Annotated in this window: 9 protein-coding genes; 8 read left to right on the top strand and 1 reads right to left on the bottom strand. The window is 70.5% G+C overall.

Features of this window, described 5'->3' with window-relative positions:
- Positions 1 to 229 precede the first annotated feature (229 nt).
- The 3 genes from FPZ41_RS23480 (at position 230) to FPZ41_RS23470 (ending at position 4,920) form a co-directional block, all read left to right on the top strand.
- The gene (locus FPZ41_RS23480; protein WP_152865659.1) at positions 230 to 1,366 is read left to right on the top strand and encodes a CaiB/BaiF CoA transferase family protein; all 1,137 of its coding nucleotides are present in this window, start codon (positions 230 to 232) and stop codon (positions 1,364 to 1,366) included.
- A 124-nt stretch (positions 1,367 to 1,490) separates the two neighbouring features.
- Positions 1,491 to 2,705: an acetyl-CoA C-acetyltransferase gene (locus tag FPZ41_RS23475; RefSeq protein ID WP_322620617.1), complete on the top strand. Its 1,215-nt coding sequence runs from the start codon at positions 1,491 to 1,493 to the stop codon at positions 2,703 to 2,705.
- Between the two features lie 40 nt (positions 2,706 to 2,745).
- A complete protein-coding gene (locus FPZ41_RS23470) occupies positions 2,746 to 4,920 on the top strand; it encodes a 3-hydroxyacyl-CoA dehydrogenase NAD-binding domain-containing protein (protein WP_152865657.1) in 2,175 nt (724 codons plus the stop codon).
- Between the two features lie 468 nt (positions 4,921 to 5,388).
- On the opposite strand, the gene FPZ41_RS23465 is transcribed toward FPZ41_RS23470, so the two are convergent.
- Complete coding sequence (locus tag FPZ41_RS23465) at positions 5,389 to 6,879, bottom strand: M1 family metallopeptidase (RefSeq protein WP_322620616.1); 1,491 nt, start codon at positions 6,877 to 6,879, stop codon at positions 5,389 to 5,391.
- Between the two features lie 226 nt (positions 6,880 to 7,105).
- Here FPZ41_RS23465 and FPZ41_RS23460 point away from each other — a divergent pair, with 226 nt between their 5' ends.
- From FPZ41_RS23460 to FPZ41_RS23440, 5 genes are all read left to right on the top strand, one after another.
- Positions 7,106 to 9,082: a Xaa-Pro dipeptidyl-peptidase gene (locus tag FPZ41_RS23460; protein ID WP_152865651.1), complete on the top strand. Its 1,977-nt coding sequence runs from the start codon at positions 7,106 to 7,108 to the stop codon at positions 9,080 to 9,082.
- Positions 9,079 to 10,374 carry a M14 family metallopeptidase gene (locus FPZ41_RS23455; protein WP_152865647.1) on the top strand — a complete coding sequence of 432 codons (1,296 nt, stop codon included), beginning with the start codon at positions 9,079 to 9,081 and terminating at the stop codon, positions 10,372 to 10,374. The genes FPZ41_RS23460 and FPZ41_RS23455 overlap by 4 nt, the downstream gene beginning before the upstream one ends.
- A gap of 188 nt (positions 10,375 to 10,562) precedes the next feature.
- Positions 10,563 to 12,182: a BCCT family transporter gene (locus FPZ41_RS23450; RefSeq protein ID WP_407698806.1), complete on the top strand. Its 1,620-nt coding sequence runs from the start codon at positions 10,563 to 10,565 to the stop codon at positions 12,180 to 12,182.
- 369 nt (positions 12,183 to 12,551) lie between these two features.
- The gene (locus tag FPZ41_RS23445; protein WP_152865685.1) at positions 12,552 to 13,574 is read left to right on the top strand and encodes an oxidoreductase; all 1,023 of its coding nucleotides are present in this window, start codon (positions 12,552 to 12,554) and stop codon (positions 13,572 to 13,574) included.
- 75 nt (positions 13,575 to 13,649) lie between these two features.
- A complete protein-coding gene (locus tag FPZ41_RS23440) occupies positions 13,650 to 15,290 on the top strand; it encodes an ABC-F family ATP-binding cassette domain-containing protein (RefSeq protein WP_322620614.1) in 1,641 nt (546 codons plus the stop codon).
- Positions 15,291 to 15,401: the final 111 nt, after the last annotated feature.

Here is a 15,401-nt window from a genome sequence, read left to right as displayed (position 1 = left end):
AGGCTAGCGTGAGGTACGAGCAGCCGCAGCCGAAAGATCGGGAGCCGGAGGTGTGATCATGCCCATGCCCAGGAAGCCTGGACGAACCCCTGGTTCCGGGTAACCCGACTCCGGGCAACTCGACTCCCGGCAGACGACTAAGCGCTTGCTCGCCCAGGTCTTGTGCCCACTGGAACACGTTCTTAGCATCACTGGTGCTACATCAGCAGTGTCACGCTCAGGGGGCCGGATGGCAGACGCAGGGACGCTCGGGCAGGGCCCGCTCGTAGGTGTGCGCGTGGTCGAGCTCGCCGGAATCGGGCCCGGCCCCTTCGCCGCCATGCTCCTCGCCGACCTCGGAGCCGACGTGGTCCGCGTCGACCGTCCCGACGGCACCGGACTCGCCATCGACCCCGAGTACGACGTCACCAACCGCAACAAGCGGTCGGTGATCGTCGACCTCAAGAGTGAGGACGGCCCGGACCTCGTCCTCGACCTGGTCGACCGCGCGGACATCCTCATCGAGGGTTACCGCCCCGGCGTCGCCGAGCGCCTCGGCGTCGGCCCCGAGACCTGCCACGCCCGCAACCCGCGGCTCGTCTACGGCCGCATGACCGGCTGGGGCCAGCAAGGGCCGCTCGCCGGGCGGGCGGGGCACGACATCGCGTACATCGCGCCGACCGGCACCCTCGGGATGATCGGCAGCCCGGACGAGCCGCCCGCCGTCCCGGCCAACCTCGTCGGCGACTACGCGGGCGGCTCGCTCTACCTCGTCGTCGGCGTTCTCGCCGCCCTCCACCACGCGCGTGCCACCGGCGCAGGACAGGTCGTCGACGCGGCGATCGTCGACGGCACCGCGCACCTGGCCACGATGATCCACGGCATGCTCGCCGCCGGCCGCTGGCAGGACCGGCGCGCGGCCAACCTCCTCGACGGAGGCTGCCCCTTCTACGGGACGTACGAGACGGCCGACGGCACGTACATGGCCGTGGGCGCGCTGGAGCAGCAGTTCTACGAGGAGTTCGTGGACCTGCTCGGCATCGAGGAGCAGGCTCCCGCCCGCAAGGACGTGGCGCGCTGGGGCGAACTGCGCGAGACGGTCGCGGCCCGCTTCAAGGCCCGTACGCGCGACGAGTGGACGGCCGTCTTCGAGGGCTCCGACGCCTGCGTGGCCCCGGTCCTGTCACTGAGCGAGGCGCCACACCACCCGCACCTCGCCGCACGCGGCACCTTCACCGACTTCGGCGGCATCACCCAGCCCGCCCCCGCACCCCGGTTCTCCACGACCCCCACGTCCCTGCGCAGCGGCCCCGCCCAGCCGGGCGCCGACACCGAGGCCGTGGCCCGGGACTGGGACATACCCGGTCTGCTGAAGGACGACGGCTGACCCCCGATCGCACGACGGCTGACACCCATGTGGACGACGGCTGACACCTGTGCCACCGGCCTGTTCCACCGACCTTCACGCCGCCCCGGCTCCCCGACCCCTTGCCATCCGAAAGGCCTGACTCGTGAGCACCGAAGCGTACGTGTACGAAGCGATCCGCACCCCCCGCGGCCGCGGCAAGGCGAGCGGCGCCCTGCACGGCACCAAACCCATCGACCTGGTGACCGGGCTGATCCATGAGGTCCGGCGGCGCTTCCCGGGGCTCGACCCGGCCGCGATCGACGACATCGTGCTCGGTGTCGTGGGACCCGTCGGCGACCAGGGCTCCGACATCGCCAGGATCGCCGCGGTCGCCGCCGGGCTGCCGGACACGGTGGCCGGCGTCCAGGAGAACCGCTTCTGTGCCTCGGGCCTCGAAGCCGTCAACATGGCCGCGGCGAAGGTCCGTTCGGGCTGGGAGGACCTGGTGCTCGCGGGCGGTGTCGAGTCCATGTCGCGGGTGCCGATGGCCTCCGACGGCGGCGCCTGGTTCAACGACCCGATGACCAACATGGCCGTCAACTTCGTACCGCAGGGCATCGGCGCGGACCTCATCGCCACGATCGAGGGCTTCTCACGACGGGACGTCGACGAGTACGCGGCGCTGTCGCAGGAGCGGGCGGCGGCCGCATGGAAGGACGGCCGGTTCAACAGGTCCGTCGTCCCGGTCGAGGACCGCAGCGGGCTCACGATCCTCGACCACGACGAGCACATGCGGCCCGGCACCACCGCCGACTCGCTCGCCACGCTGAAGCCGTCCTTCGCGGACATCGGGGACCTCGGCGGCTTCGACGCGGTGGCGCTGCAGAAGTACCACTGGGTCGAGGAGATCGACCACGTCCACCACGCGGGCAACTCGTCCGGCATCGTGGACGGCGCGGCGCTCGTCGCGATCGGCTCCCGGGAGGTCGGTGAGCGCTACGGGCTGACACCGCGCGCGCGGATCGTGTCCGCGGCCGTCTCCGGCTCCGAGCCCACGATCATGCTCACCGGTCCCGCACCCGCGACCCGCAAGGCCCTCGCGAGGGCCGGACTGACCATCGACGACATCGACCTCGTCGAGATCAACGAGGCCTTCGCGGCCGTGGTGCTCCGCTTCGTGAAGGACATGGGGATCTCACTGGACAAGGTCAACGTCAACGGGGGCGCCATCGCGCTGGGGCATCCGCTCGGAGCGACGGGCGCGATGATCCTGGGCACCCTGACGGACGAACTGGAACGGCAGGACAAGCGCTACGGACTGGCCACGCTGTGCGTCGGCGGCGGCATGGGCATCGCCACGATCATCGAGCGTCTGTAACCCACCAGCGGACCGACCCGACTGCAACGGAGAACCTTCCATGACCGAGAGCACCACCATCCGCTGGGAACAGGACGACACCGGTGTCGTCACCCTCGTCCTCGACGACCCCAACCAGTCCGCCAACACCATGAACCAGGCGTTCAGGGCCTCCATCAAGGCGATCGCCGACCGCGCGGAGGCGGAGAAGGACTCCATCCGCGGGATCATCTACACGTCCGCGAAGAAGACGTTCTTCGCGGGCGGCGACCTGAAGGACATGATCCAGGTGGGCCCGGGAAATGCCCAGCAGGCGTTCGACACCGGTATGGAGATCAAGAACTCCCTGCGCCGCATCGAGACCCTCGGCAAGCCGGTCGTCGCGGCCATCAACGGCGCGGCCCTGGGCGGCGGCTACGAGATCGCGCTGGCCAGCCACCACCGCGTCGCCCTCGACGCCCCCGGCTCCAGGATCGGCCTCCCCGAGGTCACCCTCGGCCTCCTCCCGGCGGGCGGCGGCGTCACCCGCACCGTACGGCTGATGGGTATCGCGGACGCCCTCCTCAAAGTGCTTCTCCAGGGCACCCAGTACAGCCCGGCGCGTGCCCTCGCGGGCGGTCTCGTCCACGAAGTGGCCGCCACCCCCGAGGAGATGCTCGCCAAGGCCCGCGCCTTCATCGACGCGAACCCCGAGTCGCAGCAGCCCTGGGACAAGCCGGGCTACAAGATCCCCGGCGGCACCCCGGCCCACCCGAAGTTCGCGGCGAACCTGCCCGCGTTCCCCGCCAACCTCAGGAAGCAGTTGAACGGCGCACCGTACCCGGCACCGCGCAACATCCTCGCGGCCGCCGTCGAGGGCTCCCAAGTCGACTTCGAGACCGCGCTGACCATCGAGGCCCGCTACTTCACCGAGCTGGTCACCGGGCAGACCGCGAAGAACATGATCCAGGCGTTCTTCTTCGACCTCCAGGCCGTGAACGCAGGCAGAAACCGCCCGCGGGGCATCGAGCCCTGCCAGGTCCGCAGGGTCGCCGTGCTCGGTGCCGGGATGATGGGCGCCGGCATCGCGTACGCGTGCGCCCGCGCGGGCATCGAGGTCGTCCTCAAGGACGTGTCGGTTCAGGCCGCGGAGAAGGGCCGGAGCTATTCCGAGAAGCTCTGCGCCAAGGCGGTCTCCAGGGGCCGTACGACCCAGGAGAAGGCCGACGCACTGCTCGCCCGCATCACGCCGACCGCCGATCCGGCCGACCTCGCGGGCTGTGACGCCGTCATCGAGGCGGTCTTCGAGGACCCGGCCCTCAAACGCAAGGTGTTCCAGGAGATCGAGCCCATCGTCGCACCGGACGCCCTGCTCTGCTCCAACACCTCCACCCTGCCGATCACCGCGCTCGCCGAGGGCGTGGAGCGGCAGACCGACTTCATCGGACTGCACTTCTTCTCCCCGGTCGACAAGATGTCCCTGGTCGAGATCATCAGGGGGAAGCGGACCGGCGACGAGGCCCTGGCCCGCGCCTTCGACCTCGTCCGGCAGATCAACAAGACCCCGATCGTCGTCAACGACTCGCGCGGCTTCTTCACCTCGCGGGTGATCGGCCACTTCATCAACGAGGGCGTCGCGATGGTCGGGGAGGGCATCGAGCCCGCGTCGATCGAGCAGGCGGCCGGCCAGGCGGGCTATCCGGCGAAAGTCCTCTCACTGATGGACGAGCTGACCCTCACCCTCCCGCGCAAGATCCGCAACGAGACGAGGCGGGCCGTGGAGGAAGCGGGCGGCACCTGGACCGCCCACCCGGCCGAGGCGGTGATCGACCGGATGGTCGACGAGTTCGGGCGCACCGGGCGCGGCGGCGGCGCGGGCTTCTACGACTACGGCCCGGACGGCGGGCGCGGCAAGCTGTGGCCGGGCCTGCGCGAGCACTTCATTAAGCCGGGGTACGCGATCCCCTTCGAGGACATGCAGGAGCGCATGCTCTTCTCCGAGGCGCTGGACACCGTCCGGCTCCTGGAGGAGGGCGTGCTGACCTCCGTCGCCGACGCCAACATCGGCTCCGTCCTCGGTATCGGCTTCCCCGGCTGGACCGGTGGCGTCCTTCAGTACATCAACGGCTACGACGGGGGGCTGCCCGGATTCGTCGCCCGCGCGCGGGAGCTCGCCGAGCGCTACGGGGAGCGGTTCACGCCGCCTGCGTTGCTGGTGGAGAAGGCGGAGAGGGGGGAGCGGTTCGCCGACGGGTGACGCTTGGGGGCGCGCGGGGGTCCGGCAACCCACTGGCTGTACCCACTGGCCAGGTCGCACAGGGCGGTGTCCAACAGCGGCCTCCGGCCGGCGGGGCCCCCGGGACCGGACCACGCACGGGATGCGTGTCGCCGCCCCGGGGTTGAGTACGCCGGGGACCTGGGGGTACCTCCCGCGCCCTTGGGGCAGTGGGGGAGCGCCCAAGACCGTTCGGGGCGGGCGGCTGATCAGGCTAACTTCTGCCTAGTCCAGAGGAACGGTTGCATAGGGGCCGACAGGGACTTTCACGGCCTGCGGATCGCGCTCCGCCACCGCGTCCCGCAACAGCTGCGACGACCGGGCGCGCCCCGAAAGGGGCGCGGGGCTGTATCGATCTGCAGCTCGGCCGCGTGGGCGCGACAAGCCACAACCGGCCCGCGGTTCCAGGACGGCCGGAAGTCACCCCACCGCCCCCGTCCGCTCCGGCACTCAGCGACCGTGCACAGAATTCGTCGCCGTGATCTTCGTCCAGGACTTCGGCGCCGTGACCCCCGAGCTACGCGAGGCGACCCCCGCACCGCGCGCCGCAGGCGCCCCCGGCTTCGACGGCCTGAACAGCCATGTGTCGAACAGACCCGCCAGCGACCGCCCGGACACCTGCTCGGCATACGCCTGGAAGTCCCCGACCGTCGCGTTGCCGTAGGCGTACTTCGCCGGCCACCCCTTGAGGATCGTGAAGAACGCCCTGTCACCGATCTCGTTCCGCAGGACCTGGAGCGCCAGCGCGCCCCGGTCGTACACGGCGATGTCGAACTGGTGCTCCGGCCCGGGGTCACCGGGCTTGACCTTCCAGAAGGGATCGTCGGCCGCGTGTGACGCGTACACGTGGTCCGCGAGCTCCTGTGCGGTTCCCTCGCCCTCGTGCTCGGACCACAGCCACTGTGCGTAGCGGGCGAAGCCCTCGTTGATCCAGATGTCCTTCCAGCCGGCGACGGACACGAGGTCGCCGTACCACTGGTGGGCCAGCTCGTGGACGACCACGGAGACGTTCGAGCCGCCCGCGAACTGCCGCGGGCTGTAGAACGGCCGGGTCTGCGTCTCCAGCGCGTACCCGGTGGTCACGTTGGGCACATAGCCGCCGAGGGCGTTGTAGGGGTACGGCCCGAAGTACCCGGTGAGCCAGTCGGTGACCTCACCCGTGCGCTCGACGCTCGCGCGGGCCGCTCCGGCTGTGTCACCCAGGTCCTTGCTGTATGCGTTGATGACCGGAATCCCGCTCTCGGTGCGCCCGGTCGTGATGTCGAACCTCCCGACCGCGAGCGTGGCGAGATACGTCGCCTGCGGCTTGGCGGACCGCCAGTTGTAGCGGGTCCAGCCCGCGCGTGAACTCGTCGACTGGAGCGTGCCGTTGGAGATCGCCTGGGTGCCGTCGGGCACGGCGACCGACACGTCGTAGGTGGCCTTGTCCAGCGGGTGGTCGTTGCTGGGGAACCACCACCAGGCCGCCTCGGGCTCGTTCGCGGCAACCCCGCCGTCCGGAGTGCGGTGCCAGTTGGTGAAGCCGTACGCCTGCTTCGACGACGGCACCCCGCGGTAGCGCACCACGATCGTGACGGGCGTGCCCTTGGCCAGGGGCGTCTGCGGGGTGATCTCCAGCTCGTGTTCGCCGGACCTGGCGAAGGAGGCCTTGGCGCCGCCGACGCGCACTTCGCTGACGTCCAGCAGGAAGTCGAGATTGAAGCGGGACAGGTCCTGCGTGGTCCGGGCGAGGAGAGTCGCCGTGCCCTCCAGGGTGTCCGTGACCGGCTGGTACTTGAGCCGGAGGTCGTAGTGCGAGACGTCGTATCCGCCGTTGCCGTAGGCCGGGTAGTAGGGGTCGCCGATGCCGGGCGCACCGGGCTTGTAGTCGGCGGCCGATGCCGGGACCGTCAGCAGCAGGGAGACGGCGAGCGCACCCGGTGCGATCAGTCTGCGGTGCACGTGGGACTCCAAGTCGTAGGGTCACGAAGTCTGTCGGGAGCCTATGCATCCCCGGTGGGCCAGGAGGTGTCCACCGCCCCGGCTGTCACTCGATCGCCATGCGCCCGACATGGGTGACCTTCGGCGACCCACCTTTCAAGCCACCGCTGACCGAAACCCATCTGAATCCTCATAAGCCCGATTAGGCCATCTTTTGCACGGGAGTTGACGGCAGTACCGTCCGCGCATGTCCCCACCTGCGCGCCGCAGGCGCTTCACGATATGGAGATCGCTCGCGACGGCGGCCACGGCCGCCCTGATCGCCACCTTCCTGACCCCTGCGGTGGCGACCAGCGCACCCGCACCGAAGCTGAGCGAGCCCGTCTACTCGTACGAGAACGCCATCCGTGAGTCCGTATGGGTCGACATCGGACTCGCCGGTGACAGCGACGGCAGGCCGGACCGCGTCGCCGTCGACATCGTCCGGCCCCGTGAGCCCGCCCGGCAGGGCCGCAAGATTCCCGTGATCATGGACGCCAGCCCGTACTACTCCTGCTGCGGGCGCGGCAACGAGAGCCAGCGAAAGACGTACGACGCGAACGGCAACGTCGTCCAGATGCCGCTCTTCTACGACAACTACTTCGTGCCGCGCGGCTACGCCTTCGTGGGCGTCGACCTCGCCGGCACCAACCGCTCCGACGGCTGCGTCGACGTCGGCGGCCCTTCCGACATCCAGTCCGCGAAGGCCGCCATCGACTGGCTGAACGGCCGCGCCAAGGGCTACACGACCCGCACCGGCACCGCCCGCGCCGAGGCCACCTGGACCAATGGCAGGACCGGCATGATCGGCAAGAGCTACGACGGCACCATCGCCAACGGAGTAGCCGCCACCGGTGTCGAGGGCCTCAGGACCATCGTCCCGATCGCCGCCATCTCCTCCTGGTACGACTACTACTTCGCCAAGGGTGCCCCGCTCTACGACTCCGGCCCCGACTGGCTGTCCGACTACGTCGAGAGCCCCGACGCCCGCGCCAGGTGCGCGGCTGTCCAGCAGAAGCTCGTCGACGGAGCGCCGCGCACCGGGGACTGGACCCCGCTGTGGACCGAGCGCGACTACGTCAAGGACGCCAAGAAGGTGAAGGCCAGCGTCTTCGTCGTGCACGGCCAGCAGGACCTCAACGTCCGGCCGGGGCACTTCGGCCAGTGGTGGGACGCCCTCGCGAAGAACGGCGTCGAGCGCAAGATCTGGATCTCGGGGACCGGGCATGTCGACCCGTTCGACTTCCGGCGGGCCGCGTGGGTGGACACGCTGCACCGGTGGTTCGACCACGAACTCCTCGGCTACGACAACGGCATCGACGACGAGCCCATGGCCGACATCGAGCGGCACCCCGACACCTGGGTGACGTCGAGCGTGTGGCCGCCCCGGAACACCGAGGCCGTGAACCTGCGCCCGGACAAGGGCGCCCAGGCCGGTGTCGGCACCCTCGGCCTGAGCCGCGGATCGGGCACCGAGACCTTCACCGACGACCCGCGGCAGAGCGAGACCGACTGGGCGGCCAGGATCGACCAGCCAACCCCCGACAAGGCCGGCTTCGTGACCAAGCCGCTCACCAAGGCGCTGCGTCTGTCCGGCTCCTCCAAGGTGACCGTCACCGCCACGCCCACGACCTCCACCGCCCACCTCTCGGCGGTCCTCGTGGACCTGGGCCCGGACACCATCCGCGACTACGCCGACCCCGCCGAAGGCATCACCACGCTCACCGAGCGCACCTGCTGGGGTCCGAGTACCACCGGAGACAGTTCCTGCTTCAGGGAGACGCGGGCCAAGACGGCCGACGTCGACTACACGGTCTTCAGCCGCGGCTGGGCCGACCTGGGCAACCACGCCTCGGACCAGACGGGCACCCCGCTCACTCCGGGCAAGCCGTACACGATCACGCTCGACCTGCACGCCGGCGACCACGTGGTCCCGAAGGGCCACCGCCTCGCGCTCATCGTCGCGGGCACCGACAGGGGTCTGATCGACCCGCCGTCCTCCACGCCCACCCTGACACTCGACCTGTCGCGCACGTCCGCGCGCGTGCCGCTGCTCGGTGGCGCCGAAGCGTTCGCGGACGCGACGAAGGGTGCCACAGCCTCGGACCTCGCCACTCCGGACACATCCGTCCTGGACGGTGTCCGCGACCCGCACACCGCCCACCGCATCCCGGGAGCCGAATGAAAGCCCGTCCGCACCCCCGCACCGCCGCGCTGATCGCCGCGGCCCTGACCACCGCCCTGGCCGCACCCCTGCTGTCGACCCCGGCGCAGGCGGCACCGGCCACGGACGCCCCACCGCGCACCGGGTTCGAGCAGACGGGCGGCGCGCGCTGGACCGGCCAGCCGGAGGAGCAGGACTTCCTGGCCGCCGTCGACGGGGCGAGCGACCGCGTCTCGATCACCCGCATCGGCACCACCAAGCAGGACCGCCCGCTGCAACTCGTCCGCATCGGGACGCGTCCCACGACCCGCACCGTGCTCCTGATCTGCAGCCAGCACGGCGACGAGCCCTCCGGGCGCGAGGCATGCCTCTCCACGGTCCGCGACTTCGCGTACGCGAAGGACAAGGCGACCAAGGACTTCCTGAAACGCACCACCGTGCTCGTCGTGCCCACCGCCAACCCGGACGGCCGGGCCGCCGACACACGCGGCAACAGCGACGGCGTCGACATCAACCGCGACCACCTGTCGCTGAAGACGGCCGAGGCGCGGGCGATGGCCGCCGTCATCCGCGACCGCAAGCCGGACATCGTCTACGACCTGCACGAGTACGGCGCCACACCCGGGTTCTACGACAAGGACCTCTTCGACCTCTGGCCGCGCAACCTCAACACCGACGCGGCCGTGCATGAGGAGGCCGAGACACTGTCACAGGCGTACGTACGGCCCGCCGCACAGGCCGGCGGGTACACGACCGGCACGTACGGCATCTGGACCGACCCCGTCACCGGTGCCCCGGTCAGGCAGGTCGCCGGTGACGGACAGGAACGCATCCTGCGCAACATGTCCGGCGTCAAGCATTCGGTCGGACTGCTCATCGAGAGCCGCGTGGAACCCCTGACGGACGGGACCGCGGAGCCGGCCAACAACCGGCGCCGGGTGAACTCCCAACTGTCGGCGCTGAAGGGACTGTTCGGCTTCGCGAGGGAGCGTGGCGGGAAGGTCGACGCGGCGACCGCGGCGGCCCGTGTCGCCGGCTACCGGGACACCGGCCCCGTCTACGTCGGCGGCGCCGACAACGACCCGGCCGAGCCGGCCGAGGTGATCCAGAACCCGCCCTGCGGCTACCGGCTCACCGACGCCCAGTACACGGAGGTGAAGGACGAACTCGCCCTGCACGGCGTGCGGGTGCGCCACGACGGCGACGGCGCCCTCGTACCCCTGCGGCAGTCGCTGCGCGCACTCGTCCCGCTGCTGCTCGACGAGCGGGCGCCGTACCGGCTGACGGTCGGGGAGCCCGAGACGGACTGCTGAAAAGATGAGAACCGCGTCACATGCGGAAGCCGGTTCCGGGCAGGAGAAGCTCAGTTCCAGCCGCTCGGCGAAAGGTTCCGCCTGTGACGCAAGAACAACATCGCACCCACGGCCAGCATGAGAGAGGCGCGCTTCCGGTCCCGGAAGCGCGCCTCCCGGGCGGCGAACGGCCGCAGACGGACCGCATCGTGTTCGGTGTGACCGCCGGCCTCACCCTGGCCTTCGTCCTCTGGGGCGCCATCTGGACCGACTCGCTCGAGGACGCCTCGGCCGGCATGCTCGGCGGGCTCATACGCAACGGCGGTTGGGCCTTCATGCTGGCCGCCTCCTGCTTCGTGGTGTTCGCCCTCTGGCTCGCGGTCAGCCGCTACGGCCGCATCCACCTGGGCGCGGAGGGGGAGAAGCCCGAGTTCCGCACGGTGTCCTGGGTCGCGATGATGTTCAGCGCGGGCATGGGTATCGGCCTGATGTTCTACGGCGTCAGCGAGCCTCTCTCGCACTACACCACGCCCCCGCCGGGGACCAGTCCCGAGAGCTCCGGCGAGCGCATGGAGACGGCGATGGCGACCACCCTCTTCCACTGGACGCTGCACCCGTGGGCGATCTACGCGGTGGTCGGCCTCGGCATCGCGTACAGCACGTTCCGCAAGCGCCGCCGCCAGACCATCAGCGCCGTCTTCACCCCGCTGATCGGCGCCAAGCACGCGAACGGCACCTGGGGTCGGATCATCGACATCCTCGCGATCGTCGCCACCGTCTTCGGCTCCGCGGCCTCTCTCGGCCTCGGCGCGCTCCAGATCGGCTCCGGCGTCCAGGAACTGGACTGGATGGACAAGGTGAGCACCGGACTTCTGGTCGCCATCATCGCCGTCCTCACCGTGGCCTTCGTCGCCTCCGCGGTGTCCGGAGTGGAGAAGGGCATCCAGTGGCTGTCCAACGCCAACATGGTGCTCGCAGTGGTGCTCGTCGCCTTCGTGTTCGTCGCCGGCCCCACCATCCTGATCCTCGACCTGCTGCCGACCTCGGTCTTCTCCTTCCTCGGCGACCTGCCCCAACTCGCGGGCCGCACCGAGGCGTCCGGCGGCGAGGGCGTCGCGGACTGGCTGGGCAGCTGGACCGTCTTCTACTGGGCCTGGTGGATCTCCTGGACGCCGTTCGTCGGCATGTTCATCGCACGCATCAGCCGAGGCCGTACGATCCGCCAGTTCGTGGGCGGCGTGATCCTGGTCCCCAGCACGGTCAGCCTCGTCTGGTTCGCGGTCTTCGGCGGTACGGCCATGAAGCAGCAGGAGCGCGGACAACTCGGCGAGGAGTCCACCCCCGAGGGCCAGCTCTTCGCCGTACTCCAGGACTACCCCATCGCCACCGTCACCAGCCTGCTCGTGATGATCCTGGTCGGCATCTTCTTCGTGTCCGGCGCCGACGCCGCCTCCATCGTGATGGGAACGCTCTCACAGAAGGGCGCGCTCGAACCCGGCCGGTTCGTCGTGGTGTTCTGGGGCATCGTCACGGGTGCCGTCGCCGCGATCATGCTGCTCGTCGGCAGCGGACAGGGGGACGCGCTCACCGGCCTCCAGAACCTCACGATCCTCGCCGCCGCGCCCTTCGTCCTCGTGATGATCGGCATGTGCGTCGCCCTGATGCGCGACCTGCGCCGGGATCCGGTCATCGTGCGCGAGGAGATGGCGTCCGAGGCCGTCGAGAGCGCCGTCATCGTGGGGCAGTCGAGGTACGACGGCGACTTCGAGATCAAGGTCGGTCCCGGCCAGGGGTCGGAGACGGAAGGGGACCCGATCGGCAAGCCCTGAGTTTCGCAGCGTCACAGCTTCGCCGAGGGCAGGGGAGAACTGCGGTCCGGCGGGTGGCCCGCAGCCGCCCGCGGCCCGGGGGCGGGCGCGGGTGCGTCGTGCGGGCCGGTGGGCGGCGGCCCGCCGGCGCGTCGCGGCTGGTCCGCCCACGTGGCGGCCCACGCGGCGGAGCCGCATGCCGACGTGGCCCGGCACCGCTTCAGGGTCGGGTCCAGTCACGTCTCGACGCGCACGCCCCCGACCGTAAGTACGCCCCTCTCCTCGGGCCGGTGCGCCGCTTCCTGGCTCCATGACGCGATGACATCGACGGAATGTGTCATGCCGTGCTCACATTGCTCCCGCTCTGGGGATACTCACACCATGTCTGCCATGTCCGCCGAGTACGCGACCTTCGGCCTGGCACCGGCGATGCGTGCCGGTGGCGTCCTCGCCAACGGTGACTACCAAGTCCACCGGGACTTCGTCGACTTCATAGTCGACGGACGCCCGCTGCTGTTCCAGCTCTCCGACCTCGACGCCGTCTCCCCGCTCGCCTCCGACATCCCGCCCGCGATCTTCACCGCCCAGGTGCGCAGCCTGCTCCTGGAGGCCGACGCCCCGCTGACCGACGGCCGGTACGTCATCTACGGCTGCCCCGAGTGCGAGGACCTCGCCTGCGGGGCCGTCACGGCCGTCATAGAGCAGGACGGCGACGACTACGTGTGGCGCGACTTCGCCTGGCAGACCCAGGAGACCGCCGATCTGGAACAGAACGGCTATCACGGCATCGGACCGTTCCGCTTCCAGGGCTCCGAGTACCGCAGCGCGCTGCGGTCCCTCCTGAGCGGAGACGACGCCTCCGCCCGCCGCCGCGTGCTCCTCATCGGCGCCCGTGTCGCGGTCCTCGCCAAGCTCGCGGCGGCCCTGCGCACCATCGGCATCGGTGCGGACATCACCCACGACCCCACCGAAGTGCCCGCCGACGAACTGCGCACCTACGGCGCGGTGGCCTTCGGCCGGGCCGTGGGCGAGGAGGAACGCGCCGCCGTACGGGGAGCGTTCGAGAGAGCCGGGGTCGAGGTCGCGTACGTCGATGGGCTCGCCCCGGTTATCCCGCTGCTCGTGGCCCAGATCGAGAACGCGCTGGACCGCAGCCCGTCGGCCCAGCGGCGCCTGACCCGGCTGGTCGCCGCCGACGGCGAGGCGGGCGTGGAGGTCACGTCCACGTGCCGGGTACAGGTGACCGTGTACCGCCTGGACCGTCTCTACCGCACCCATACGTACGAGGTCTTCGACGGCATCCTCCCGGCGGGCCGCCATCGCATCGCACTGGGTGGGAAGGCCCTGAAGGGCGAGTCCTTCGTCGTGGCGCGGTCATCAGGGAGCGTGTTGGTGGAGCCGATGGTGCGCTGAGGGGGGCGGGCGGTCGAAGGCCAGGTCCGCTTTCGGTTGGGACCGCATGTCCCATGGTCGTTAGGATCGCCCCCTGTGACCGCCACCCTCGTCGTCAAGAACCTCTCCGCCGGACACGGCGACCGCTCCCTCTTCTCCGGGCTCGACCTCGTCGTGGCGCCCGGCGACGTGATCGGGCTCGTCGGTGCCAACGGTGCGGGCAAGTCCACCCTGCTGCGCATGCTCGCCGGGCTGCTCGCGCCGGAACAGGGGGAGCTCCGGCTCTCCCCGCCCACCGCGACCGTGGGTCATCTGCCCCAGGAGCCGGAACGGCGGGAGGGCGAGACGGTACGGGAGTTCCTGGCGCGCCGTACGGGCGTCGCCGCGGCCCAGCGTGCGATGGACGAGGCGACGCAGGCGCTCGTCGACGGAGCGCCCGGCGCGGACGACGCGTACGCGACGACCCTGGAGCGCTGGCTCGCCCTGGGCGGCGCCGACCTCGACGAGCGCGCGGAGGAAGTCGCCGACGCACTGGGCCTGGGGGTGAGCCTGGACCAGCTGATGACGGGCCTCTCGGGCGGCCAGGCGGCGCGGGCCGGCCTGGCCTCCCTGCTGCTGTCCCGCTACGACGTCTTCCTCCTCGACGAGCCGACCAACGACCTGGATCTGGACGGCCTGGAGCGACTCGAACGGTTCGTGAGCGGCCTGCGCGCGGGCACCGTCGTCGTCAGCCACGACCGCGAGTTCCTGACCCGCACGGTCACCAAGGTCCTCGAACTCGACCTGGCGCAGGGCCAGATCAACCTCTACGGCGGCGGCTACGAGGCCTACCTGGAGGAGCGCGAGACCGCCCGCCGGCATGCGCGCGACGACTACGAGGAGTACGCCGACAAGAAGGCGGCACTCCAGGACCGCGCCCAGATGCAGCGCTCCTGGATGGACAAGGGCGTGAAGAACGCGCGCCGCAAGGCGAGCAACGACAACGACAAGATCGGCCGCAAGTTCCGCAGCGAGGCGAGCGAGAAGCAGGCGGCCAAGGCCCGGCAGACCCAGCGCATGATCGAGCGGCTGGACGTCGTCGATGAGCCGCGCAAGGAGTGGGAGCTGCGGATGACCATCGCGGCCGCCCCGCGCTCGGGCGCGGTCGTCGCGACCCTGCGGGACGCCGAGGTGCGTCGCGGCGACTTCGTGCTCGGCCCCGTGTCCCTCCAGCTCGACTGGGCGGACCGGGTGGCCGTCACGGGCGCGAACGGTGCGGGCAAGTCGACGCTGCTCGGGGCGTTGCTGGGCCGTGTCCCCCTGGACGCGGGCCACGGCTCCCTGGGCTCCGGAGTCCTGGTCGGCGAGGTCGACCAGGCCCGGGGGCTGTTCCACGGCTCCGAGTCATTGCTGGACGCGTTCTGCGCGGCCGTACCGGAGACCGAGCCGGTCGAGGTCCGCACCCTCCTGGCCAAGTTCGGACTGAAGTCGGACCACGTGATGCGCGCGGCGGCGAGCCTGTCCCCGGGCGAGCGTACGAGGGCCGCGCTCGCGCTGCTCCAGGGCAGGGGCGTCAACCTCCTGGTCCTCGACGAGCCGACCAACCACCTCGACCTCCCCGCCATCGAACAGCTGGAGTCGGCACTGGACTCGTACGAAGGCACGCTGCTCCTGGTGACGCACGACCGGCGAATGCTGGACGCGGTACAGGTGACGAGGCGCTTCGAGGTGACGTCGGGGAAGGTGACGGAACGCTAGGCCGCGCCGTCGGCCCGTCCCTGGGGGCTGCCGCCTTACCCCGCTCAATCCAGCCCCTCCGGCGTTTGAGGAGCGGGGGTCCGGGGGCCGGCCCCCGAAACGGGGTCCGGG

This window comes from Streptomyces acidicola (genome assembly GCF_009377235.1).
In the GTDB taxonomy this organism is placed as follows: Bacteria; Actinomycetota; Actinomycetes; order Streptomycetales; family Streptomycetaceae; genus Streptomyces; species Streptomyces acidicola.
This window is presented reverse-complemented; position numbering and strand designations above follow the sequence as displayed.